General features: G+C 35.2%; 24 protein-coding genes. 12 read left to right on the forward strand and 12 right to left on the reverse strand.

What is annotated here, in order from left to right; all coding sequences use genetic code 11:
- The first annotated feature begins 269 nt into the window (after positions 1-269).
- Positions 270-1,409 carry a vWA domain-containing protein gene (locus A1704_RS03655; protein ID WP_062670532.1) on the forward strand — a complete coding sequence of 380 codons (1,140 nt, stop codon included), beginning with the start codon at positions 270-272 and terminating at the stop codon, positions 1,407-1,409.
- Between the two features lie 59 nt (positions 1,410-1,468).
- Complete coding sequence (locus A1704_RS03660) at positions 1,469-2,923, forward strand: sigma 54-interacting transcriptional regulator (RefSeq protein ID WP_062670534.1); 1,455 nt, start codon at positions 1,469-1,471, stop codon at positions 2,921-2,923.
- Between the two features lie 71 nt (positions 2,924-2,994).
- Here A1704_RS03660 and A1704_RS03665 read toward each other — a convergent pair whose 3' ends face one another.
- Positions 2,995-3,402 (reverse strand): YybH family protein, encoded by a 408-nt coding sequence (locus A1704_RS03665; protein ID WP_062670536.1) that lies wholly within the window; start codon positions 3,400-3,402, stop codon positions 2,995-2,997.
- Positions 3,402-3,650, reverse strand: a complete 249-nt coding sequence (locus A1704_RS03670; protein WP_062670538.1) for a hypothetical protein — start codon at positions 3,648-3,650, stop codon at positions 3,402-3,404. Before A1704_RS03670 ends, A1704_RS03665 begins: the two co-directional genes overlap by 1 nt.
- Before the next feature lie 160 nt (positions 3,651-3,810).
- Between A1704_RS03670 and A1704_RS03675 the strand changes: the two genes are divergently transcribed.
- From A1704_RS03675 to arsB, 7 genes are all read left to right on the forward strand, one after another.
- Positions 3,811-4,635: an AraC family transcriptional regulator gene (locus A1704_RS03675; protein WP_062670540.1), complete on the forward strand. Its 825-nt coding sequence runs from the start codon at positions 3,811-3,813 to the stop codon at positions 4,633-4,635.
- 69 nt (positions 4,636-4,704) lie between these two features.
- On the forward strand, positions 4,705-5,826 hold the full coding sequence (locus A1704_RS03680) for an agmatine deiminase family protein (RefSeq protein WP_062670542.1): 1,122 nt from the start codon (positions 4,705-4,707) through the stop codon (positions 5,824-5,826).
- 125 nt (positions 5,827-5,951) lie between these two features.
- A complete protein-coding gene (locus tag A1704_RS03685) occupies positions 5,952-6,893 on the forward strand; it encodes a 3',5'-cyclic-nucleotide phosphodiesterase (RefSeq protein WP_062670545.1) in 942 nt (313 codons plus the stop codon).
- Positions 6,894-7,077: 184 nt separating this feature from the next.
- Positions 7,078-7,407: an ArsR/SmtB family transcription factor gene (locus A1704_RS03690; RefSeq protein WP_062670547.1), complete on the forward strand. Its 330-nt coding sequence runs from the start codon at positions 7,078-7,080 to the stop codon at positions 7,405-7,407.
- A gap of 76 nt (positions 7,408-7,483) precedes the next feature.
- Entirely contained in the window at positions 7,484-7,957 is a 474-nt protein-coding gene (locus A1704_RS03695) for a DUF6428 family protein (RefSeq protein WP_062670549.1), read from the forward strand.
- Positions 7,958-7,976: 19 nt separating this feature from the next.
- Positions 7,977-8,588: an arsenate-mycothiol transferase ArsC gene (locus A1704_RS03700; RefSeq protein WP_062670551.1), complete on the forward strand. Its 612-nt coding sequence runs from the start codon at positions 7,977-7,979 to the stop codon at positions 8,586-8,588.
- Positions 8,589-8,590: 2 nt separating this feature from the next.
- A complete protein-coding gene (gene arsB / locus A1704_RS03705; RefSeq protein WP_062670553.1) occupies positions 8,591-9,622 on the forward strand; it encodes an ACR3 family arsenite efflux transporter in 1,032 nt (343 codons plus the stop codon).
- A gap of 53 nt (positions 9,623-9,675) precedes the next feature.
- Here arsB and A1704_RS03710 read toward each other — a convergent pair whose 3' ends face one another.
- Both A1704_RS03710 and A1704_RS03715 read right to left on the reverse strand, forming a co-directional pair.
- The gene (locus tag A1704_RS03710) at positions 9,676-10,968 is read right to left on the reverse strand and encodes a hypothetical protein (RefSeq protein ID WP_062671578.1); all 1,293 of its coding nucleotides are present in this window, start codon (positions 10,966-10,968) and stop codon (positions 9,676-9,678) included.
- A 623-nt stretch (positions 10,969-11,591) separates the two neighbouring features.
- Positions 11,592-13,187, reverse strand: a complete 1,596-nt coding sequence (locus A1704_RS03715) for a tail fiber domain-containing protein (RefSeq protein WP_062670555.1) — start codon at positions 13,185-13,187, stop codon at positions 11,592-11,594.
- A gap of 375 nt (positions 13,188-13,562) precedes the next feature.
- Between A1704_RS03715 and A1704_RS03720 the strand changes: the two genes are divergently transcribed.
- A complete protein-coding gene (locus tag A1704_RS03720; RefSeq protein WP_062670557.1) occupies positions 13,563-14,351 on the forward strand; it encodes a PhzF family phenazine biosynthesis protein in 789 nt (262 codons plus the stop codon).
- A gap of 135 nt (positions 14,352-14,486) precedes the next feature.
- On the opposite strand, the gene A1704_RS03725 is transcribed toward A1704_RS03720, so the two are convergent.
- Positions 14,487-14,939, reverse strand: coding sequence for an Hsp20/alpha crystallin family protein (locus A1704_RS03725; RefSeq protein ID WP_062671580.1), 453 nt, complete (start codon positions 14,937-14,939; stop codon positions 14,487-14,489).
- A 196-nt stretch (positions 14,940-15,135) separates the two neighbouring features.
- Positions 15,136-16,284, reverse strand: coding sequence for a cation:proton antiporter (locus tag A1704_RS03730; RefSeq protein WP_238590573.1), 1,149 nt, complete (start codon positions 16,282-16,284; stop codon positions 15,136-15,138).
- A gap of 829 nt (positions 16,285-17,113) precedes the next feature.
- On the opposite strand from A1704_RS03730, the gene A1704_RS03740 reads away from it, so the two are divergent.
- Positions 17,114-17,686 (forward strand): lysoplasmalogenase, encoded by a 573-nt coding sequence (locus A1704_RS03740; protein ID WP_228432278.1) that lies wholly within the window; start codon positions 17,114-17,116, stop codon positions 17,684-17,686.
- 11 nt (positions 17,687-17,697) lie between these two features.
- Positions 17,698-18,678: a sterol desaturase family protein gene (locus A1704_RS03745; protein WP_062670565.1), complete on the forward strand. Its 981-nt coding sequence runs from the start codon at positions 17,698-17,700 to the stop codon at positions 18,676-18,678.
- Positions 18,679-18,891: 213 nt separating this feature from the next.
- Here the strand turns inward: A1704_RS03745 and A1704_RS03750 are convergent, their stop codons facing one another.
- The 6 genes from A1704_RS03750 to A1704_RS03770 all read right to left on the reverse strand — a co-directional run bounded on the left by A1704_RS03750 (position 18,892) and on the right by A1704_RS03770 (position 24,539).
- Positions 18,892-19,716 carry a GLPGLI family protein gene (locus A1704_RS03750; RefSeq protein ID WP_062670568.1) on the reverse strand — a complete coding sequence of 275 codons (825 nt, stop codon included), beginning with the start codon at positions 19,714-19,716 and terminating at the stop codon, positions 18,892-18,894.
- Positions 19,717-19,840: 124 nt separating this feature from the next.
- Positions 19,841-20,095, reverse strand: a complete 255-nt coding sequence (locus A1704_RS03755) for a hypothetical protein (RefSeq protein ID WP_062670571.1) — start codon at positions 20,093-20,095, stop codon at positions 19,841-19,843.
- A gap of 1,309 nt (positions 20,096-21,404) precedes the next feature.
- Positions 21,405-21,902 (reverse strand): energy transducer TonB, encoded by a 498-nt coding sequence (locus A1704_RS03760; protein WP_062670573.1) that lies wholly within the window; start codon positions 21,900-21,902, stop codon positions 21,405-21,407.
- Between the two features lie 86 nt (positions 21,903-21,988).
- Positions 21,989-22,141 (reverse strand): hypothetical protein, encoded by a 153-nt coding sequence (locus A1704_RS24350; protein ID WP_157885745.1) that lies wholly within the window; start codon positions 22,139-22,141, stop codon positions 21,989-21,991.
- A 223-nt stretch (positions 22,142-22,364) separates the two neighbouring features.
- Positions 22,365-23,966 carry a hypothetical protein gene (locus A1704_RS03765; RefSeq protein WP_062670575.1) on the reverse strand — a complete coding sequence of 534 codons (1,602 nt, stop codon included), beginning with the start codon at positions 23,964-23,966 and terminating at the stop codon, positions 22,365-22,367.
- Between the two features lie 63 nt (positions 23,967-24,029).
- Complete coding sequence (locus A1704_RS03770) at positions 24,030-24,539, reverse strand: hypothetical protein (RefSeq protein ID WP_062670577.1); 510 nt, start codon at positions 24,537-24,539, stop codon at positions 24,030-24,032.
- Between the last annotated feature and the right edge of the window lie 363 nt (positions 24,540-24,902).

Consider the following 24,902-nt stretch of genomic DNA (forward strand, 5'->3'; position numbering starts at 1 on the left):
GGAATAATCCGGAGCTTTATTATTTCCATTTTGACAGTAACTCACTACCGCAGTTAATTTTATACTCTTTTTAAGCTCTATCAAACAACAAGCTGTTATATTCTTATTCCATATCACCATCATTAGTATTTTCTATTTTTCTACGGAAATCTTGCGATGATATTTTCATAACTTTTCAGTTTAAAACGAAATAAAGAATACTTCAGACAATTCATTACATTTTCTGAAATATTCAAAAGCAAATAACTGCAAAACCTCTTTATCATCTTATGACAGATAAAAATTTTAATCCAGGAAAAGGATTTATATTCAGTAAACATGTGCCGGAGGAATTATCACATTTTGACCGTATCTTTGATGTTTTCAAAGATTTGCTTACCCACACCTCCGGAGATATTGAAGAAGCTTTCGAGTGGCTGGACATGCTTGATCAGGAATATGATATTTTCAGTGATGAATACACCCTTCAGGATTTTGAAGAAGATCTGAAAAAACGAGGCTACATTAGGGAAGAAGATCCTGAAGAAGGCAACACAGGAAGTGGAAAAGGTAAAAATATATTAACTCCGAAGCTTGAAGCCGCTCTTCGTGAATATGCATTGGATCAGATTTTTGGAAAACTCAAGAAAAACGGAGCCGGAAATCACAGGACCAACAAAACAGGAATCGGGGATGAAAGAGATGGCGAAAACCGTTCCTTCCAATACGGAGATGATCTTGCCGCCGTGAATATGACGGAAAGTTTAAAAAATGCACAGATCAACAACGGAATCTCAGACCTTCGCCTGACAGAAGAAGACCTCATCGTAGAGGAAACAAAACACAAGGCACAAATGAGTACCGTCCTGATGATCGACATCAGCCACTCTATGATTTTATATGGTGAGGACCGAATTACACCAGCCAAAAAAGTAGCTATGGCACTCGTGGAATTGATCAAGCGTAAATATCCGAAAGATTCCATTGATATTATTGTTTTTGGTAACGAAGCCTGGCCCATTAAAATCAAAGACCTTCCCTATCTGAAGGTAGGCCCTTATCATACCAATACCGTAGCCGGACTTGAGCTGGCCATGGATATTCTCCGCAGAAAAAGAAATACCAACAAACAGATTTTTATGATCACCGATGGGAAACCTAGTTGTATTCAGCTTCCTAGTGGTGAATTTTATATGAACAGCTTTGGTCTGGATGAAAAAATTGTAAACCAATGTTTCAACAGAGCAGCGCAGGCAAGAAAACTGAAAATTCCTATTACCACCTTCATGATTGCTCAGGATCCTTATCTGCGTCAGTTTGTGGAGGAATTCACAGCTCAAAACAAAGGAAAAGCATTCCTCACCGGGCTATCAGGCTTAGGACAGATGATTTTTGAAGATTACGAGAAAAACAGAATAAGAAGAATATAAAGATCAGATTTAAATGATTTAAAATAAAAACCTGATCCGATAAATAGTATTACAAGACAATGAAAAACGATATTACATTCAAAGAATTAAAAAAATCCGGCTATACTCATAAAACAATTAATGAGGAAATCCAAGCCAATTTAATTGCAAGAATTAAAGCTAAAGAACCCGTATTTAAAGGACTTTGGGGGTATGAAGACACGGTAGTTCCGCAATTGAAAAAAGCAATACTCGCCGGCCACCACATCAATTTATTGGGACTACGCGGCCAGGCAAAAACCAGAATTGCAAGAAGCATGGTTGATCTGCTTGATGAATATATGCCTATCGTAAAGGGATCAGAAATTAATGACAGTCCTTTTCATCCCATTTCAAAGTTTGCCAAAGATCTGCTTGCTGAATTAGGAGATGAAACTCCAATTTCGTGGGTACACCGTTCTCATCGTTTCTACGAAAAACTGGCTACTCCCGATGTAAATGTTGCAGATTTAATTGGTGATATAGACCCTATTAAAGCAGCTACCTTGAAACTACCCTATTCCGATGAACGTGTTTTACATTACGGAATGATTCCACGTGCCAACCGCTCTATTTTTGTTTTAAATGAATTGCCGGATCTGCAAGCCAGAATCCAGGTTTCCCTGTTTAATATTTTACAGGAAGGAGATATTCAGATCCGTGGATTCCAGCTGAGAATGCCGCTTGATATTCAGTTTGTTTTCACAGCCAATCCGGAAGACTATACCAACAGAGGAAGTATTGTAACCCCGCTGAAAGACAGGATCGGGTCTCAGATTTTCACCCATTATCCAAAAACTATCGCTCTTGCAAGACAGATTACAGAACAGGAAGCATTGATTTCTGCTGAAGATAAAGCACAGATCCAGATTCCTGATCTGGCGAAAGATCTCCTGGAAGAAGTTGCTTTTGCAGCCCGTATCAGCGAATATGTGGATGTGAAAAGTGGTGTCAGTGCCCGTCTTACCATCAGTGCTATGGAAAATTTAATGGCAGCAGCCAAATTACGTTTAATTGAATCCGGAGCAGAGAGAACTACCGTACGTCTGCTTGACTTCATGTCGATCATTCCATCAATCACAGGGAAAATCGAACTGGTCTATGAAGGTGAACAGGAAGGTGCTGATTACGTAGCCAAAATCTTAATTGATAAAGCCGTAATGACCCAATTTGAAAGCCTGTTCCCACGTATTTCAAAACTGGAAAAAGAAGGGATTAAAACACCGTACACTGACCTGATCAGGTGGTTCAACAAAAATCATTTAGAACTTAATTACAATGATACGGATGAAGAATTCTATGCTAAACTTGATAAGATAGAACCTCTGACAACTGTAGTGGAAGAAAATGCTTCCGAATTGAGCAAAGAAGATCAGAACTTCTGCAAAGAACTGGTGCTTTGGGCATTAACGATCAGCAATAAAATTGACAAATCTGAAAATCAGAATGCATTCACTTTCGATTCTCCCGGGATTGGCCAATTCTTACGTAACTAAAAATCAGTAAAATACTATAAAAGTAAAACCTTCAGTTCAGCTGAAGGTTTTTTATTTGTTTCTGAAAGACTTTATACCAGATTGTCATTTTTAAGCACAGCAGAACCGAAAGGATTGTCAACCAACCATAGCCACTCTCCTTCTTCATTTCTTTTCATGATACAGGAAGTATTGCCTGTCATATGAATAGAATGCCCATCAGGAGCAGTTCCCGTTATTTCCCACTGATCCTGCCACATCGCCAGATCATTTACAACAGTGATATGCGGAGTTTCACCCTGAATATCCAGTTTTAAGCGACAAATCTCATTCATTGCCCTTTCTATCTGCTCAGGTCCTCTCCATTCTCTTCCATCGCGGTCTATGTAGACTGCTTCAGGATGAAAACAGCTTAATGCTCCTTTTACATCTCCATTTCTGATGCAATACCGAAAATAGGCTACAGCACCAATTTCTGTTTTTCTGTTAAACTCCTGCATTACTTCACATTTCTGGAGTCCATTTCCCTTTTCAAACCTTTCTTTCCTTTATTCCAGCTGTTGGCCACAAAAAAAGCAAGAAGTATCGGTAAGAAAGTAGTGAAACTGATCCCTTTGGTTATGGTACTATAAATAGAAATTCCAGCCAATACTCCCAGGATGATAGCATTCACAACATTTCTGGCTTCGATAGTTCTTTTTTTCTCTATCAGCTCCTGATCGGTTAATTCTGACAAATCTTTTTCCATATTGAATGTATTTTTTGGTTTTTTGTTTTAAAGCGGTAAAATTCATTTTTTTAAAAGCTATTTTTGCCGAAAGCTAAAATACGATATTGTCAAGATATTTTTTTATTTCTTTTATTTGTAATTTATTTTATACCACCAGTTTCGGACAATTTCAGTGCTTATGGAAGACAACCTGAATTGTATTTACAGAGTTATCAATTTCATGGAAAAGAATTATGATCAGCCTGTTTCTGTAAAGGAACTGGAAGACATTTCTCATTATTCTTACCGGAATATCCAGCGCATTTTCAAGTACAGCTGTGGGGAAACAATAGGTGCGTTCCAACAGAGGCTGAAGGTAGAAAATGCCTATAAACGGATTCTTTATACTCAGGAAAATCTCACCTCCATTGCCATTGAAGTGGGTTTTGCCAATATCGCTTCCTTTTCAAAAGCCTTTAAAAAACATTTTGGGATTTCTCCTAAAGCTGCAAAACAAAGTAAGGAACAACTTCTTTGTGGAGATGCCATCATCCTTGTTACCTCAGAAGTATTACTGGAACCCGAAATTGTATATCTGAAGCCTATGCAGGTATTTTATCAGAGCATGAACACCTATTATAACAATGAAGAGATTGAAGTGCTGCGGGAAAAGTTCATGGAAAATGATTTCCCTGACTCCGGGATAGAATATTTTGGAGTTATAGCCGATGAACCATTAATAAAAACAGAAATCAACTGCCGCTATGATGCATGCTCATCCGTTCAGTCCGGAAATAAAAAGCTACCTTCAAAAATGATATTCGGAGGTAAATATGCCCGTTTTACCCATCATGGAAGCTACGAAACAATAGACGACACGTATACGAAGATCTATTCACGCTGGATTTTCAATTCAGGTCTTGAGTTTTCACACACTCCTATCATTGAAAAGTATGAAAATCATGCTGAAAACGAAGATGATCAGGAAAAACAACTGACCTATATTTTATTACCTTTGAAGTAAGTTGTCAATTTGGGACAACTTTAAGAAAAACAATCGATCTAATTTTGCTCTGTTAAAAATAGATCAGTTATGCAAAAAAAGAAAATCATGTTCCCTCTATTACCTCTTCTTCTATTATCCTGCTCATCAGCGGACTTAACAGAATTACCGGGTATGGTAAATCCGGAAACCATTGTTTACAAAATGCCTGAAGAATCAGCTCCCCATGAAGGAACCTGGCTTCAGTGGCCACATCAGTATCAATATGGAACTACCTACAGAAACCGTCTGGACGCCACCTGGGTAGCCATGACCAAAGAACTTGTACAAAGTGAAAAAGTTCACATTATTGCTTATGACGGTGCAGAAAAGAATCGTATTATAGGCCTGCTCAACAATGCTGGAGTTTCTCTCACCAATATCAACTTCAAAATTTATCCAACGGATGATTTCTGGGTAAGGGATAACGGTCCTATTTATGTAAAAGATCAGAACGGACAGTTATTCATTCAGGACTGGGGATTTAACGGCTGGGGAAACAAAGCCGATTACAGCAAATGTAACGTAATACCTTCAAAAATAGCAGCCGATACCAATATACCAAAAATCAATCTTAATTCAGTCATGATCAATGAAGGAGGAAGTGTGGAAATTGACGGAAACGGAGTGTTGATGGCTTGTAAAAGTTCTATTCTGAATAATAACAGAAATCCGGGAATGACGCAACAACAGGCAGAAGCCATATTTACTAAAAACCTCGGAGTAACCAAATTTATCTGGCTGAATGGAAAAGCCGGTCTGGATATCACAGACATGCACATCGATGGGTTTGCCCGATTTGCTAATTCATCTACCATTATCACAATGAATCCGGACGATCTTAACTACTGGCAGGTTCCCAATGGAGATATTGATAAACTGTATGATGCAACCACAAAAACCGGAGCTGCCTATCAGTTTGTAAAAGTACCTTTAACAAGAAATGATGTGATCACTACTTACGGGAAAAATGTGGGCCGCGCTTCATACATCAATTATTATATTGCCAATAACCGTGTATTGGTTCCTAATTATAATGACCCGAATGATGCGGTTGCCAACAACATCATCCAACAGCTCTATCCTGGTAAACAGGTAGTTGGAATCGATTGCCGTAATTTATTCGCCAATGGAGGAATGGTGCATTGTGTCACCCAGCAACAACCTCAATAAAATAATCGTAAGAATAAAGCCTGCTCATTTCAGCAGGCTTTACTGATAAACGGCTTCAGTCGTCAAAAAATAGCGTAAATTTGCTCTGTCCATCCCGAAAAAGATGGTTTTCTATTATACGTATTATGAAAAAAACAGCACTTTCTTTATTGGTTCTTCTGAATATTGTTTGCCAGGCACAAAATTTTGATGTAATTCCCTTAGGAATATATGGTGGTGAGCAGGAAGACAATTTATCAGCCTATCTGGTAGGCGCTCCAAAAGACAATGCATTTCTCTGCCTGGATGCCGGTATCGTAAATGCCGGAATACGAAAAGCGATTGAACTGAAAAGTCTTGAAGGATCAGCAGAAACGGTTTTAAAAGATCAGATCAAAGGGTATTTTGTATCCCACGGTCATCTCGATCATTTGTCAGGGCTTATCATCAATTCTCCGGCTGATTCCAAGAAAGATATTTTCGCCATAGCTCCTGTGATTCAGATTTTACAGAATCATTACTTTATTACAGATACCTGGATCAATTTTGCAGATCAGGGACAAAAACCAATCCTTGGAAAATACCATTATAATGAACTCCAGGAAGGAACTGAGATTCCAGCGCCTAAAACACCTTTTTTTATAACAGGCTATGAACTGAGCCACGTAAATCCATATAAAAGCAGTGCCGCATTGGTAAGAAGAGAAAATCATTATCTGCTTTATCTTGGAGATACCGGTGCAGACCGTATAGAAAAATCTGACCGTCTGGATCAACTTTGGAATAGGACAGCTCCACTTGTTAAAAAAAGACAGCTCAACACGATATTAATTGAAGTTTCTTTCCCCAACAGTCAGCCAGAACATCTGCTGTTCGGGCACCTTACTCCGAATCTGCTGATTGAGGAATTGAGCAAACTCAAAGAAAAGACAGGACAAAGCAGCCTTGAAGGCCTTAATATAGTAGTTACGCACAGAAAACCGACAGGTGATAATCCAGAACTTATCAAAAAAGAGCTACTGAAAAACAATCCTCTAAAAGTAAATTATATCTTCCCGGAACAAGGTAAAAAGATTAGTTTACCGTAACAACAAATCAAAAGATGAAGCGGAAACAAGCTTCATCTTTTTTGATTTACAACTGTATCATTCATAACAAAACAATTTTAATATGCTGAAATTCAATAATTTAATTTTATTTATCTGAAATTAATAAGTTTTTTCATGGTTATATTAATTTATCATCGTAATATTGCAATATAAAATTACAACAATGGGAGTTACTAAAACAGAAATTTATACTGACGAGCAAAATAAGCTGGCTTCTCTGCTTAAAGTTTTGGGACATCCGGCAAGAATCGCTATTTTACAGTATATCATTAATCAAAAAGCATGTATCTGTAATGATCTTGTTGAAGAACTTGGATTGGCTCAGGCTACCATTTCCCAACATTTAAAAGAGCTGAAGAATATTGGAATTATCAAAGGTTCCATTGAAGGAAAATCTGTATGCTACTGCATTAATGAAAGCAACTGGAAACAGTTTCAAAATGAATTCAACCTGTTTTTTAATCAGGATGTTAGTATAAAACAATGCTGTTAAGGCATTTTTTTGAACAAAAACATCGTAATATTGCAATATAACACTAGAAAATTATAACACTAAATTTTAATCTACTATGAGATTATCAGAAATTAAAGAAATTCTTTCTACCCTGGAAAATGTAGAATTTCAATTGGAAAACGGACATTTTGTTCCTGAACATTTCCATGTAACGGAAGTGGGACAGATTATTAAAAACTTCATCGATTGCGGCGGCGTAATCAGAAATGAAAAAGTGGTCAACTTCCAGCTCTGGGATGCCAACGATTATGAGCATCGTTTAAAACCTGGAAAACTGCTTCATATCATTCAGCTTTCTGAAGAAAGACTCGGGATAGAAGATAGCGAAATTGAAGTTGAATATCAGGGAGAAACCATTGGAAAATATGACCTTGAATTTAACGGGAAAAACTTCATCCTGAAAAACAAAACAACAGCCTGCCTTGCTCAGGAAGCCTGCGGAATTCCTTCCGAAAAACAAAAGAAAAACCTGTCTGAACTATCTGTAAACCCAACATCAGCCTGTACTCCGGGATCAGGATGCTGCTAATTAATTTTATTAAAATCTTATGTATAAGGAATTATTAAATACGATTCAATCTCTGAAATGGGAAAATACAGATAGCGATAGAAAAGAGGTTCTTGAACCATTGATCAGCTTTATCCAGCAAAAAGTGGATGATAAACAGGAAATCAACCTGAATTTTATCTGCACTCACAATTCAAGACGAAGCCATCTGGCACAGATATGGGCACAGGCAGCGGCTTCTTTCTTTACAATTCCGGAAGTCCGTTGCTATTCCGGAGGAACAGAAACAACGGCATTGTTTCCTAAGATCGCAGAAGTTTTAGCAGAACAAGGTTTTTCAGTTTTCAGCATTGCCGATACTACCAATCCTGTATATGCTGTAAAATATGATGATAACAGCCTTCCGATCATTGGCTTTTCTAAAAAATATGATAGCCCGTTCAATCCTGTATCCGGTTTTGCAGCGATTATGACCTGCTCGCAGGCAGATGGCGGATGTCCTTTTATTCCCGGTGCGGAAAAGAGAATTCCGATCACGTTTGAAGATCCTAAGGTTTCAGATCACACCCCGGAACAAACAGCTGTATATGCTGAAAGAAGCTTACAAATTGCAGCAGAAATGTTTTATGTTTTTTCTAAAATAAAAAGATAATCATGCAGCCCAGATTAAAATTTCTTGACCGTTATCTTACCCTATGGATCTTTATGGCTATGGGGATAGGGATTGCTTTGGGACATTTTTTCCCTGCTATTCCTGGTTTCATCAATTCTCAGTCTTTAGGAACCACCAATATTCCTCTGGCCATCGGACTCATTTTGATGATGTATCCGCCATTGGCCAAGGTTGACTATACTCTTCTGCCATTGGTTTTTAAAGATAAAAAAGTAATCAGCATTTCTTTATTGCTAAACTGGATTATTGGCCCGGTTTTGATGTTTGGTCTTGCGATCCTTTTTTTAAGGCATGAACCGGATTATATGTCAGGCTTAATACTCATTGGGCTGGCCAGATGTATCGCTATGGTTATTGTCTGGAATGATCTTGCCAAAGGCAACAGAGAATATGCAGCATTATTGGTGGCTTTAAACAGCATCTTTCAGGTGTTCACTTACAGTTTTCTGGTTTGGCTGTTTATCAATGTACTTCCTACTCAACTTGGTCTGGCAAGTTTTAATGTGAATGTTTCTATGAAAGACATTACAGAAAGTGTGCTCATCTACCTGGGAATTCCTTTTCTGGCAGGTTTTCTCACCCGATACTTTCTGATTCAATCAAAAGGTGCAGACTGGTACAACAGGAAATTTGTTCCTAAAATATCTCCTGTAACATTGTATGCTTTATTATTTACCATCGTACTGATGTTTAGCTTAAAAGGGTCTAAAATACTGGAGTTACCAATGGATGTCATTAAGGTAGCAATCCCATTGGTGATCTATTTTGTCCTGATGTTTTTTGTAAGTTTTATCATCAATAAAACATTAAAAATCCCTTATGATAAAAATGCATCTATAGCCTTTACCTCCACCGGAAATAATTTTGAACTGGCTATTGCTGTGGCCATCTCGGTCTTTGGCATTCATTCGCCGCAGGCATTTGTAGGGGTGATTGGTCCTTTGGTAGAGGTTCCTGTGTTAATACTCTTGGTAAAAGCCAGTTTATTCTTGAAAAAGAAATGGTATCATTAATTTCATTACAAAATAAGAAGCATCACCTAAATAGTGATGCTTTTTTATGGATATCAGTTCTTAATCAATTTATAATTTCCATTGTCTTCATCTTTAGCTATGGTATAGCCGTCTGTCAGTTCAAGAATCCACCCATCTCCTGATACTTTTTTATTTTCAGTTTTCACTGGATTTGATATTGAAATTTTATCCCAGTTGGGGCTCATCAATGCTCCGGTTTCAACCGTAAGAATACCCCACAAATCAGTAATCCGGATATTGGGATATACTGTCCCTAGATCTTCTACAGGCATAATATTTCTCGGATCAAAGGAAACATTCATTTTTTCAAATTTGATTTCAAAGTGAGGCTGCTGAATAAATTTCAGTTTGTATTCGGCAATACGCTTTTTTGTTTGTTCTTCTCTATCGGTTTCCTGCTTTATAATTGATGTACCAGTATAATTGTCAGATAGCTTTTCAACTGCTTTTTGCAGGTCAGTCTGAATCCGTATATCGAATGCTTTAATGAAATAACCGGTCAGGTCTGTTTTTGAATCAATTTTTTTGTTCCAGTCCGGATCTTTATGATACAGCAGATACCCATAAACAGGTGTGGTGTAATAAGCAAATGAACGTACAAATGTGGGATTTTTCATAAAACCTTCTATGCCATTTAAAAAATATGATCTTGTCTGATCTTTATTTCTGCCACTCACAATGAGCCCTGTAAACTCAGCAATTCCCTCATTCAGTTCCAGCAGGTTTTCTGTAGTTTCTGAACCTTTGTAAAGTGTATTCCTGTATTTCCTAAAGATCAATGCATTGGTGAGATGCCGCTTTATTTCTTTTTCTGAATTTGAGCGGACTGCCTGCTTTAGCGCTTCCAATTCGAGACGAAGGTAAATTCTGCCCTCTTTCTGATCCAGATGGTTATTTTCTGCATTGTTAAGACTAAACCCCAATGAAGGCTGAATGCGGTGAAAAGACTCATGAGCCAAAAGATTAATCCTGTTTTCTTTATTTTGAGAAAGCGGGAGCATGATCATTGCCCATCTTTTTCCACCCCAATTGATAGCGGTATTTGCAATATTGACTGTGGCAGGTAAAACTCCAGAATAGAGAGTACCATTATGTTTCAGTATTCCCTCCGAATCTGGCTCGCTGGCAAAAAACTCTCTGGTTTTCGGATCGATTAAAATCATAGGACCATATAAATCTTTGTTCCAAAGTCCGATATTCTTTTTCGAAGCTGTCTTCAGCTCATCGAAATAAACAGAAATTGTATCAGGGGGTATAGATTGTTTTTGTGCTTTTACACCTAATACAAACAAGAGAAAGAATGCTGTAAGAACAGTCTGCTTCATGGTTAAATTCTTTGTGGTTAATGTTTTTCTGTGAAAATACATGGCTGCACCTTAGAGTTATATATCCTTAGTGCAAATTATATACTTTAAAAAGCTAATATAATGAATTACAGTAATGAAGAACAATGACAACCATCAAAAATAATCTCCCATAAGCGAACCTTTCGGGACAGTGAATGAGCAATTATCCGATCCCTATACCAATCACATGGCAGAAAGTGGACTTATTATACTGGCCTTTTGATCTATCCTATACCGGGAAAATTAGTGAGAATACGAAAGAGTTAATAATCATTCCTGACGCTGTACATAGATCTTTACGACAAAACAGACATTGTTCCTTTCGATAAGCTGGATGTTTTTTTAAGAAAAACCTGAAATAAGATTATTAGTAAAACCAGATTCATTAATACAAAAGCCCGCTATCTGCAGGCTTTTGCGACGTATGGGAAAATAAAAAATTTGGGAATTTCAAACCCTAAATCGCGGAATATTTTAATAAAAGCCGAGGGAATGCTTTATTAAAATAGTTTTCCAAAAGGATAAGGTATTTTCTTTTTACTGTGTGTGTTCTTAGAATCGGAAATGCAATAACTTTAAGTCCAAAATATTGTACCTGTTTATTACAATCCCAGTTTCTTTTTGATGGCTTCCATTTCTGTTTCCATCTTTTTGATCTTAGTTTTCTGCTCTTCTATTTCAGCCTGCTGATCCTGAATAGCTTTTGTAAGGGCAGGAACAAGTGAAGCATAGTCAACAGCCCAGGCCTCTCTGGTATCATCTTTTGGTTTAAAGACGGCTTCAGGAATTAGTTTATAAAGATCCTGTGCCAGAAATCCTATTTTATGCTGAGTCTTCTGTGCCGGATTCACAGCTGGTTTACCTTCTTTAATCTGATTATTGGCAGACAGCTCGTATTGTTTCGGCTGCAATGCCATAATGGTACTAAGACCATATCCTATTTCTTTAACCTGAGTTTTTAAACGCATATCCGAAGTATTGACAAAACCACCTGCAGCACTCACCAACCCGTTACCGTCAATCGTCACTTTTGTGCTTCCGTTATAACTATATTTGAAACCTTCCGCCCCAAGATAAATCTGGGTTACAGACCCATTCAGTGTGTTGTATCCGCTTAAATCAAGGTGTCCTTTGGTGGCCGCCACTTTATTTCCTCCAATACCGCTAACTTCGGGTCTGTTCATATTGATATCTCCATTACCATCAATATCAAGCATACTGTTAACGCTGTTACCATAATAGTATCTAAGACCTGTAGTACCAAGCGTTACCTGGGCAAATGCAGGATTATTGCTGTTTCCCTTTAAGGTAAGAAGACCATTGAAAGCATTCACAGAATTACCGGCAGCCCCAAAAGCTGTAATATCACCGTTTCCATTGAAGTTAAGCTTTCTGTCCCCATTAAAAAGATAATCGCCTCCATTGGCCTGGCTGAGTTTCAACTGGGCAACATTATTATTTCCCGCGATCGTCAGCGCTCCTCCTATATTGTTTATGACTCCTGCATTAGCTCCACCTTCTATTGTTTTCGTGGAAGAGTTCAGGAACATATCCATAGAACTTCCTACATCATTAGTGAGCCTTAGAAGAGCGGAAGCATTAGTCCCGGAATTCGTGTTGCTGATGGATGTAAGTCCTGCACCATCTACATTGCTCCTGAAATACAAGGCTTTATCTAAATAATCAATCGCTGTATTCTGTAAAAGTGTACCGCCAAGCCTCACATCCTGCCCTATGGCTGTAAGCCCGTTGCTTGCCGTTACATTTGCACTTCCTGAAATATCCCATGTAGAAGCAGCTCCCGTAAGACCTGTACTGATCAGCTGAAGGCTCTGGTTAGGACCTATTGCCATACTTGCATTACCATTAATTGTTTCTGAAGCTGAAGGATTTATTGTAATGGTAAAAGCGGTATTATTTCTGATCGTATACATACGTCCTTTGAAATTACCTGCACCGGATATTGCTGTCGGTAAGGTAAAAACAGCATTGCCCGTTCCGTTATACGAGATATGAAAATCCGCAGAAGTCAGTGTATACGCTGCGGAAGTAACAGTGATGTATTTTGCAGCTAATGATCCGTTCACGTCCAGTGTTGAACCTGGTTGAGCTGTATTGATTCCGACACTTTGAGCAGACACAATACCGTAAGAGAGCAAAGCCACTGCTACTGATAATGTAGTAAAGTTTTTAAACATTATTATTTGATTATGAGTTATTAATGAAGTGAAGAAATCTTAGGAAAACAATTGCAGATTCAGAGTCTTTTCAAAAGATTGAAGACTTCAGCCATGGGTATTCCCGAAAGACTTGAATGAAGAAAATTATGATTATATTTTTTCACTGTTTCCCGTTTTTATTTAGTACAAAACTAAATTTTCCGAAAGCTTTTCCTGAAAAACATCTGTAAGAAAATTGCCACCCGGATGTGGAAAAATTATTACAAAACAGGACCATAAAAACTCATTATTTATTTGTATAAAAATAGAATCTGAAATAATTTTTTCAGGAATATCGGAGAACTTCCTGATGAAAATGGATTATCTTTATAGTTTACAAAATTTTTACAACCTATGAAGTTAGAATTATATCAGATAGATGCTTTTACAGAATCTGTTTTCCATGGAAATCCGGCATGTGTTGTTCCATTAAAAACCTGGTTACCCGATGAAATCCTTTTAAAAATAGCCCGTGAAAATGCAGTAGCAGAAACCGCTTTCTTTATTGACAATGGAGATCGTGTTCATCTGAGATGGTTTACCCCTGAAATAGAGATGGATTTATGTGGACATGCTACCCTAGCTACCGCTCATTGTCTTGTTTCCATCCTCAATTATCAGCATGATAGAATCATTTTTGAAACAAAAAGTGGTGACCTGACAGTAGATGTAAAAGATGGAGTTTATTATATGGATTTTCCTTCCAGAATGCCCGAAGCCTCTACTCTTCCGGAAATCATATCCAGATCACTTAATATACAGCCTAAGGAAGTTTTCAAAGCAAGAGATTATGTTCTGGTATACGATTCTGAAGAAGATGTAAAAAATATCAACATTGAAAGATCCGTTTTTGACCTTATCAACCTGGACCCGGGCGGTGTTATCGTGACAGCAGCAGGCACTGACAGTGATTTTGTATCAAGATACTTTACCCCGCAGTCCTCTATTCTTGAAGATCCTGTTACAGGCTCTGCACACTGTTCACTGATTCCCTTCTGGTCATCAAGATTAGGGAAGGATAAGCTTTTTGCCCGCCAGATCTCTGAAAGAGGTGGTCAGCTCTATTGTGAAAATAAAAATGAAAGAGTAATTGTGGCAGGGAAAGCCCAAACGTATTCTGCAGGGCATTTTTGGATAGAATAGATTTTCTGGCAGTCACAGTATATGCTACAATTAAAGACCGTGAATCATTCGATTCAAAGATTTAAGTTAATCTGCCCTCTTAAAAATTATAAAAAAATTGGCTACTTTTTAGTAGCCAATTTTTTTATAATTTTTCTATGATATTTCAATCATTCTTGGAGGTTTCTGCTTCGCATCTTCTTTTTTCGGGATGGTTAACATTAAAAGGCCATTTTCATATTTTGCATTAATATTATCCTGATCCACCACATCTTTTGGAAGCTCAAAACTTCTCTGGAAGGATTGGTAACTGAACTCTCTTCGTGTGAAATTGTCATCTTTTGACTCTTTACGATCTTCCTTCGTTGATGAAATGGTAAGCAGGTTACCATCCAGCCTGATCTGAAAATCATTTTTATTCATACCTGGAGCTGCAACCTGAACTTCGTAAGCATCTCCATTCTCCTTTATATTTACCGATGGTACGGTTGTACTGGTAGATGAGTAATTGTTATTGCCCCAGTTAAAAAGTTCACGACCAAAAAAATCGTCAAAGACATTTGAAAAGCCCAGGTTGCTGTTTCCGTTTCTTCTTATTAGATTATTCATTGTAATCATTTTTAATTAAGTTTAACAATCATTAAAAACACGTCAGCTGGCCAGCTGTACATCAAAAATTACAAAAAAAATACCATTTGATTAAGTGTGAAATTTTTTCCGATTTTCTGTCATTTTTTCAGCACCACTGACACAAAATCATGGTACTGAGAACATTCGCCATCCGTATGTTTTTTTATTCTTTATTCTAAATACAATTTTTTTTACGAAACCTGAAAAATGTACCGCAACTGATCCATATTGTGGACAATAAAAGGGATAAGCAGGTAATACCCAGCCCGGCTTTATAGAGATCGTACTCTACCATACCGGTTTTGTAAGCAATCGAAATAGCCAGTATTCCAAATTCACCTGTTTGAGAAAGTAAAGCACCTCCATAAAAACTATCCTGCCATTTAAAATTCAGCATTCTGAAAAAGAGAGCCGACATAATACTGTTGCTTATCAGTACAATTAAAGTTCCTATCGTGATAAGCTTATAATTTGATAACAGATAATTGATGTCCAGCCGTAAACCAATGGATACAAAGAACAGTGCCACAAAGAAAACCTTAAATGGAAGAAGAGAATGTTCCAGCCATCGAAATGCCTGAATTTTTCCGACTAAGACCCCCGCAATAAAACTTCCCAGTGCCGCACTCATTCCGACCGTTTCTGCTATAAGACCAAAGCCGAGACAGATCAGTAAGCCGGAAAATACCTGCAGCTCATGGTCATTTTCAAGGAATGTACTTGAGAATTTAATTTCCTTCAGATGTCTGATTTTCCGGAATATCAAAAAAATGCCGAGACATATGGCAATGGGAAGCATCATATTCCATATACTGAAATCTTTGCTATTCCAGAATTTCAACACAGTGAGCACCGGAGCCAGAAGAAGATCCTGTAATAACAAAATATTTAGGATAATAATTCCAAAGGCAGTATGCAGGGTTCCATGCTTCTTCAGAAACTCAACTACAACTGCAGTACTATTGAACATAAACAGAATGGCGATGAGGAGCACACTTTCAAGATTCAGATGGAGTAACTTACCCACAAAATACGCAAATATAAAACTTAAGAGTATTTTCATCCCCTGAGCCAATAAGGGCTTAATGATAAGGCTCTTTTTATTGGGAATATTAATTTCCACTCCGATAAAAAACATCAGCAGTAATATTCCTATTTCGCCAATCGTTTCTATTTCTTCCGGTTTGTTAAATAGCTTTAGTACATAAGGACCTAATAACACCCCGGCAATAATATAAGCAATAAGATAAGGCTGATTAAATTTTTTCAACACAAACATCAGTCCTAAGATAGTCATACACAAAATACATACAGTCCAAAGCATATTGATAACGTTTTAGATTGAGATAATTTCGTTTTTTAATATGAGTTATGATCTGTTGTCTTATTATTGAATGTGACGTTGGATTTCCTCAGCTTTCCTATTGCAAGGCTATTGTACCCAATATTACCCTTCTGATAAACCATTAATCCAACTCTACTGTTCTTAATTTGGAAAAAATAAAGACGGGCGCCATCTTTATTGTATATGGCTTCTTTAGAAAAAAAGCTACCATATTCTACATTGAACTCCAGTAAAAAATTTTCATTGATTATCATAACAAATTCATAATAATAAACTCTAACTTATTACATGTTCTGGTTATTAGTTATTTTCAAACCAGAATACAAAATCCAGACCAAGCTACCCGGAGATATAGCTGACTGGAAATCTAGCAATAATTTTTAATTTCTGAATCCTTTCTTGAGATCATTGCTTTTGATAGTTATCATACAATCCTAAAGTTCAAGTATAAAGAATTTTCCAAAAAATTCGAAAATTACTTTGGAAAAGATGTAATTAAACTGCATAAACTTAAATAATACTTCTAATAATAGTCGATTTCTAAAATATAAAATAAACTAAAGTGTGATGCATTGTATTTTTATATATCAAAGGTATTTTATCTTCATTTTATTTGTAATTTAACAATCTTAGCTAAGTATCACATATAGAATAACTTGGTACAAACCTGAGATATATCCATGTTGTAACAAGTAAAAAGATAATTAAAGAATTGCAATAAAATAATACCATGATAAAATCTTTCAATATCAAATTGTTATTAGTCCTTCTTTCCATTGTTTTTGCATTTGATTTAGTATTTATTGCTATGGATCATAGTTCCTGGCGGTTTTTTACCAAGCCACTGTTGTTACCTGTTATTATCTGGTTTTATTTTACTTATTCTAAGCAAAACGTATGTCGGATCAACCAATGGTTTTTATCTGGATTAATTTTAAGCTTTTTGGGTGATGTGTTTTTGTTATTTGGATGGGGATTTATGCCCGGTTTGGGAAGCTTTTTGTTGGCTCATATTTGTTACATAGCTTATTTTTTTAAGATTGAAAAGAAAAATGCATGGAGTTGGCTTCCCTTTGTTTTGCTTTATTTAGGTTCATTTATTTACTATATATATCCTTATTTAAACGAAATGAAGATACCCGTGTTAATTTACGGAATTACCATTGCTACGATGCTGTATTTTAGTATCAGAACTTATTCTTTATTATTAATCCTGGGAGCTGTTTTGTTTGTAATATCAGATTCCGTATTGGCCATTAATATATTCGTACAGCGCAGTATTGGGAAAGAACTTGTTGTGATGATTACTTATGTTTTAGCCCAATTGATGTTGGTGCTGGGAGTGGTTGGTCTTGAAAAAAAGAACAGAATTATCCGATAAAATCAAGACTTATGAAAAGAAAAGATAACCGGTTTTTTCATAATATTGCTCTATTCTGTCCATTGGACTTTACTGATCCTGTTACTTATTTTATTCCTGTGTTTATCTTGTTGATAGTAGGGGAAATATTTTTGTATCAGATTCCTCAAAAAGTATTCACCAAAAAACTCATCAAAGATAATGTATCGAGTATCGGATTGGGGATAGGGGCAGTAATGTTAGACTTTGGGATGAAAGCTATATCATTATCCTACTTTTTTTGGATTTACAATCATTTTAGGCTTACTGATATTTTCGGGATCAAAGATTTCAATAAATTCTTCACTTTACAATGGCATACAGATCACTGGTGGCTTTGGTTATTGGTTATGATTGTTCAGGATTTTGGCTTTTACTGGCATCATCGGTTGAGTCATAAAATCAGATTATTCTGGACAGGTCATGTCAATCATCACTCGGCTACTCATTTAAGTCTTGCTATTGCACTGCGTCAGGGATGGTTTGAAATTATATATCGGGACATTTGGTATATCCCTTTTATCATTATTGGTTTTCATCCTATTATGATGGCTATGATGCATCAGTTTAACCTGATTTTTCAATTTTGGCCGCATACCAATGCTATTGGAAAATTAGGGTGGTTCGATAAAGTATTCAATTCTCCATCCAACCATCGGGTGCATCATTCCCGAAAAATTGAGGATTTAGATAATAACTATGGAGGCATTTTGATGATTTGGGATCATCTTTTCGGCACGTACAAAGCGGAAGAAAAGAAAACGACGGATTACGGAATCTATCATAATATTCATACTTATAATGTTTTTCATATCGTCTTTGATGAGTTTGGAAATATGATAAAGGATGTCCGGAATGCACCGACATGGAAAGCGAAACTGGGGTATATATTCAATGCTCCGGGCTGGCATCATCATGATAAAGATGAGCGGATTTCTACTTTGAAGCGGGAATTAGAAGAAAAAATGAATTGATGGTTGTCTTACATGAAAAGTGTAAATTACTGATAAAAACTCTTTATTAATTCAGAAATAAACATCAACCTTCTACGACTTGTTAGACAAAGTAATTCCCTCAACAATTAAGTTCCAGACACTTTTTTAGCAGCTTTTAAATGCTTAAAATATACTTGAATTTATGTACAATGCTTTCCTGGTTAAAAAAAGTGTTAAGAAAATAAATTTTCATTACTCTAATTCAATAGGGTTATAACCTTTTTTCTCTGTTTCACTTATTTTTTGTCTGCTTTGCCCCTCTGAAAATACAGTTCCCATTTTTTCTAATTCATATTTAATATTGTCTCTGTAATTTGTTGTTGCTTGAATTAACTCTTTTTTTGTGACTAACTTAGCATTTTGATAATGTCTTTTATTTATTGTTATTATTCTTCCCTTCAACTTAGCACTTGATACCGATTTTACAAGTTCAAAATCATAATCCCCTGTCTTATCTGTTATTTTAACAATTAAGCCTGGAAGACCACTAAATTTGTATGGTCCATAAGGAAAAGGAATTTCCATTGAATACCAAGCTGTCCAATCTCTTCCTTTATAATGAACCTCTGCTTTTTTACAATGAAAAGAATTAATTACTTTGGTTTCATCAATCAATTTCCAGTCACGAATTATAGGGGTATTATAAGATAGTAGAGCAGTTCCAACTGACTCATAAAATTCAGAATTATCAGTTGTTTGGATAATTAAAAACTTAAATTTTGATGAAGGCAACCCTCTCATATCAATATTAAAATTACTCCTATTTTTATTATACTGCTCCATGAAAAGAGAGTCAAATTTCAACCTGTTTTCACTAATAAAAAAAGCACGTTTATCACTTATTTGCATGGTAAAAAGTTCTTTGTAAACGTTATCTAGATTTAGAGTATTAGGTTTATATTGAAGTAAATAGGTAAATTCTCCTCTTAATGAATCACCAGTAGCTGTTTGAGAAAACAAAAAAGAGAAAAAAAACAAAAATAAAATTGTTAAGGTTTGTTTCTTTGTGAAATTCATTGCTGTTTTTTGTGAAAATAATAACCGTTCAAACAAGGTTTATTATTTGAACGATTATTTTGATTAATAGTCAACACTTCTTTCCTATTGAGCTCAAAGAAATGACTAACTTGTGACTGATAAATTATAGTTGACAATAATTATCCTGAATTTTTTCTGCCCACTCTATCCATTGATCAGCACTCCAATCCTGACAAGTATAAGCAGATGTACAGCTTGCCTGAAATGTTCCACATTGCATTTGAAGTTTTTTCTTAGATTTTTTAGTGCTTTTAGCAACCCTAACTTCTTTTGTTTTAGAATTTACTTTCTCCACGTTTCCTTTTGCACTTACAAAACCTGCTATACCAATCATAGCAATAAATAATAGTTTTTTCATGATTGTGATAATTTTTAAAATTACAAATCAAATATATGGATTTAAGTCAATGAAAATAGAAACATTTTATTATGTTAAACACCTGTTAATAAAGTATTTATGCCAACTTGAGCATCGTTAATTATTTCATTTAAAATTGAAATATTTATACATAAATTCAGTTTTAGAATTTATTTTTAGAAGATCCAATTTAGATAAATCCAATAGCAAAGAAAGAACTTTGGTTTTATCAAGAATGTGAAAACCCTTTTTAAAAGTTGTACCAGCTTTTTGAATGTAGTTTAACTACCAATATGAATAAGAAGTCCCTCCCTTTGCCGACCGGAAATCAAGCCATTTAGGATATAAAAAAAGGAGACGTTTAAAAATAAACGTCTCCCTAAGCGGAGAGTGAGGGATTCGAACCATTTTACTTAAGTCATTGAAAATGAGAGTTATTAAAAATACCCATTTTATGATAGCCACGAATTTGCCACAATTCCATAAATATTTTAATCTACAAAATCTAACAAAAGATTTAAAGAGCATTTTAGTTTTAATATTACAAATATAAAAATAAGTTTAGTAATCAGCAATAAGATACTATTTCACTCCACTTTATTAATAATGTAGGTTTTAAAGGTAACTCTGAACAAATTCCAAAAATGCACAGGTTGACTTCCTTGAATTCTTAAAAACCTATAACTTGTCTTGGTATTGGTTTCTTCATCTGATCAAAAGAGTCACAAGCTATATAATACACTGAACAGAGATTTCATTTTCTGATAACGCAATTCAAAATTACCATTTAAATTGACGGGTTCAGAACTGTTGATCCATCAATCCAGTCTATAATATATTCTTACTTGTTTTAAATAAAATATTCTTCATACTATATTTCCCAATAACGGTCTATTTATTCAGCGTTGCTATGTCTTCATTCTCAAGATTTTTCACCAGCAATTCGTATTGTTCCCTGTCACTAACCTCTCCCTAAAGTTTTCTAAAAGATCCCGACACAACAGCCGCCTTGTAAAACAGTATCTGTGCAAGTGCGCGCCAGTGATACTCCATATACTGCCTGTGAAACTAGATTAATGTATCTGTCAAAATGAAAATGATTATTTAGCATATTAAAATTATAAAATACTTACACTCGAAGGAAACTCACTAGATTAAGAAAAAAGATAAAGTAAAACATTAGTGTTGCTTTAATTTGTTAATTTTTATTTGAAAGGCAACTACAGCATATTAAAACGGAACTCTCTTGAGTTCTAAAATTGTAATTGTTTCATATTGAATACCAGGCACCAGTTTTATACAGCCGTTTTTAATGTTCATTAATTGTTAATGGAATTTCCAGGTAACTTTCTACATTAACTCCATGGATTGTAGCTGGTCTCCAAGTTCCCTTAATGCTTTTGGCGGCATTAATGACCATTTTATCAAATCTGATATTCCCTGATGTTGGCTTCACCATAAAATCGAATGCCTTCCCATTTTTATCCACTTTAAATTTTAGATATATCCTACCGAACCGATCAAATTTGAAACCATTAATACTTACTTTTTGACTAAATTGCTCTTTAAAAACCTTATTCCCGCCAGGAAATTCCGCGATCCGATCAGAGTAATCCATTGGGTCATAACCTTCTTTATAGTTTTCAAATAAACTATCAGGAAACATTACTATCGTTTGGAATGCTGGAACTTTTTTCCCATTGATTTCGGCTGGAATCCAACCTTGTAAATCTTCTAAAATGGTTTGGGTCAGTTCAAATGCACATTTATTTTTGCGAGCGCTTTCAATGTTTTGCTTTTTTAACAACTTTATCGTTTTATCGGGATAAACGACAACCGTTGCAATATAAATTTCCTTTTTATTTTCGCATTGGTTGAGTTTCTTTTTTACTATTATTTCATGACATCTTTATAAAGATTGATATTACCACCGGTATAAGCCTGCTGCCCATCTGGATATCTGCCATAGACGATGGAGTCTTTCCATTTATTTTGCCCAAACAATACTGAACCTATAAGAACAAAAATTAAATTGATTTTCATCATAATTTTAAAAAGAATTTTTATTTAGATTATTATTTTTTGTGTAGCTGCTATTCCTTTAACTGTTAGTTCTTTATTATTCTAATGATTTGATCCATAATCCTGTCATGATTTCCAACTTCATTTAAAAAGTTATACTGAATATTATTGGTCCGTTCATATTTATAAAATTATAATTAAGTATAAGATTACCATCAATAAAGTTGTAGCTTCAATTTTCTTCATTCTATTCTTTGTCAGCAAATCCTATTTTTTTTCTTGATCTTAAGTAATCATATTGAGCCTTAGTCAAATATATCACACTAGCTTCTTGCCCTCCCGTATAAAGTTCATAAAATTGTCCGTTCAATTCTTCTTCTGTAACGACCGATCTTACAAAATCAAAAAAATCAGTGTCAATCCAGTCTCCTTCAATTTTAAGTGTTTTATTATAAGACTTATTTGCAATTCTAAATTTTACCAAGACTTTCTTTTTATTTTGTGTATCAAAATCATCTGAAATCTCTGTTGCATTGAATTGATTATGGGAGATTCTTTTATACTCTCTTATTAGTTCAGCATAAGGATCTTTAAGGTTTCCTAATTCAGTATCATAGATATAAATAATACCCGGAAAAGCAGCGAGTACTTGATTTAGATTACCATTTTCCTGTTCAGAGACTTGTTCTTTGGCTTTTTCAATTTGTGATGTTGTTAAATGATCAAATAAACCAATTTGCTGATACTCTTTTATTGCAGTATCAATCTGGGCCGAGGTTAAACTATTTTCGAATTTCTCATAGCTTACCTGGATATAGCTATCTGATTTTCGGAACATTGGAACTTGATTTTTAGATAGAGTAATTATTCCAAAATATTGATATTTTTTTTGTCCATATTGATACGGTGGCTGTATTTCGTGAAGTCTCAATGGTGATTGATTATCTGCAAGAATTTTATTAAATATTTTGTAGAATTCCTGATCATCAATTTTCCCTAAAAAATCTCCAGATTTACCGATATTCTCTGGTGATATAAAACTTTTTTGTGTATATGTTTTATCACGGACTTTTAATGATATAACAGCTTTATATGCCGTATAATCCTGAAATGACTCAGCCGAGTCAACTTCTATTTTATATTTAAAGTCTGTAAAACATAATTCAGGTAAAAGATTTGAGACTTCCTTATGTAATTGTTCAAGATAAATTGAAGGGTCGTTGGAATACTTTGCCAGATCGAAGAATACTGCATTGTTACAATAGTCGATAAGTTGATAATGAGATGTTATTCTCTCCGCATTTATGTCACGTTTAAGGTGGTCGAATGATCTCTCAGAAATAACATTATTTATCAGAAGTTTTTCTCCATACTTTATAAGTTTATCAGGGCTTAACCATTCTTCATATGCACTTTGATTTGCTAGGTCTTGTAACAGTTGAAGAATATATACATAATCATTATTTTCGATCTTTCTTGACTGATCTTTAAACTGTTTAATCGTTACTAAATCGCAATTCCTGAGTTTGGAAAGATACAAATACAATTCTTCATTAATTTTTGCCTGTAATAATGGTTGTGGTTTCTCTTTTCCAAAATTTATTTGCATTCCTAATTCTGAATAGTAATGTCCAGTAATTTTTTTAAATTCGGTTTGATAAAGTGAGTGTAAGTAAGCGCTATTTGATTTATTTTGATTCCGTTTTAATAAATCTTCAAAATCTCCGATTTGTTTATTTTCAATGAGTTTATATTCAACTAGTTTTTGTAAGGTATTATTCTTAATTTGTCCATTTATAGTGCATGTTGTCAAAATAAATAAGACCAATATGTATAAAGGAATTTTCATAATTTATTAAATTATGTTTTATTGGTTCGGTGTTTTTTAAAGTTTGTTTATTTTTAAACTAGCTTATTCAAAATCGGGATAAACAAAATTGAATTTTCCTGTTTTCACTCTTTCTACAATCATGAAGGGAGGTATTACTGAGCCTATTTCTGCCTTGCGATTTTCACCTTCTAATTTTCCAGCAAGTGTAAATTTCTCATCTCCAATTCTCCAAATGTGCCAATTTTCAGAAATGAAAACTTGAGGTTTTCCTGGACCGTGACCAGAATCATTGGTTCCTCTGAAAATAATATTTTTAATATCAGGATAAACCTCATGTTTCCCATCCTGTATATAAAGATTTTGTTTTACACCTATATTGATCGGAGTATGGGCATGGAAATCAATTTCTCCCGAAAGTAGCTCCTTGAAATCTGCTCGCTCTTCTTTTGAATATTCTCTTTTGAACGAACGAATTACATCGCTATTAAGTTGAGTTAGATCGTTGGCAATATATTGAAAATACTTTTTGTTGCCGTTGTCTAATATGATAGAGAATATATCCCCGATTTTCGTTATTACTCGTTTTGCCATAATTTTAATTATTTAATTCCAAGTTCTGCTCAATTCTTTGATGAAATTGAGTTTACTTTATTTAGGAGCGCTCCTCCATTCTTTACCATACCATGTTGATTAATTCAGGTCTGCTCCAAAACCCGAGCCTCCATTTTTGTCATTCCTTGAGCACCTTGTACTACTTCAAACACTAATTAACCAACTCCCCATCCGATTTGGCAACAATAGAGAGGTTTTCGTAATGCATACGGCAATAATAAAAACCAAATGACTAAAGTAAAAGTCATTTGGTAAGTCACATCCATTTTTCTGTTATGAAAAACTAACTAGCAACTCCAGTAAATCTATTTTTCAAGTATAAAATTTTCCAAGAATTTTTAG

This window comes from Chryseobacterium cucumeris (assembly GCF_001593385.1).
Classification (GTDB): Bacteria; Bacteroidota; Bacteroidia; order Flavobacteriales; family Weeksellaceae; genus Chryseobacterium; species Chryseobacterium cucumeris.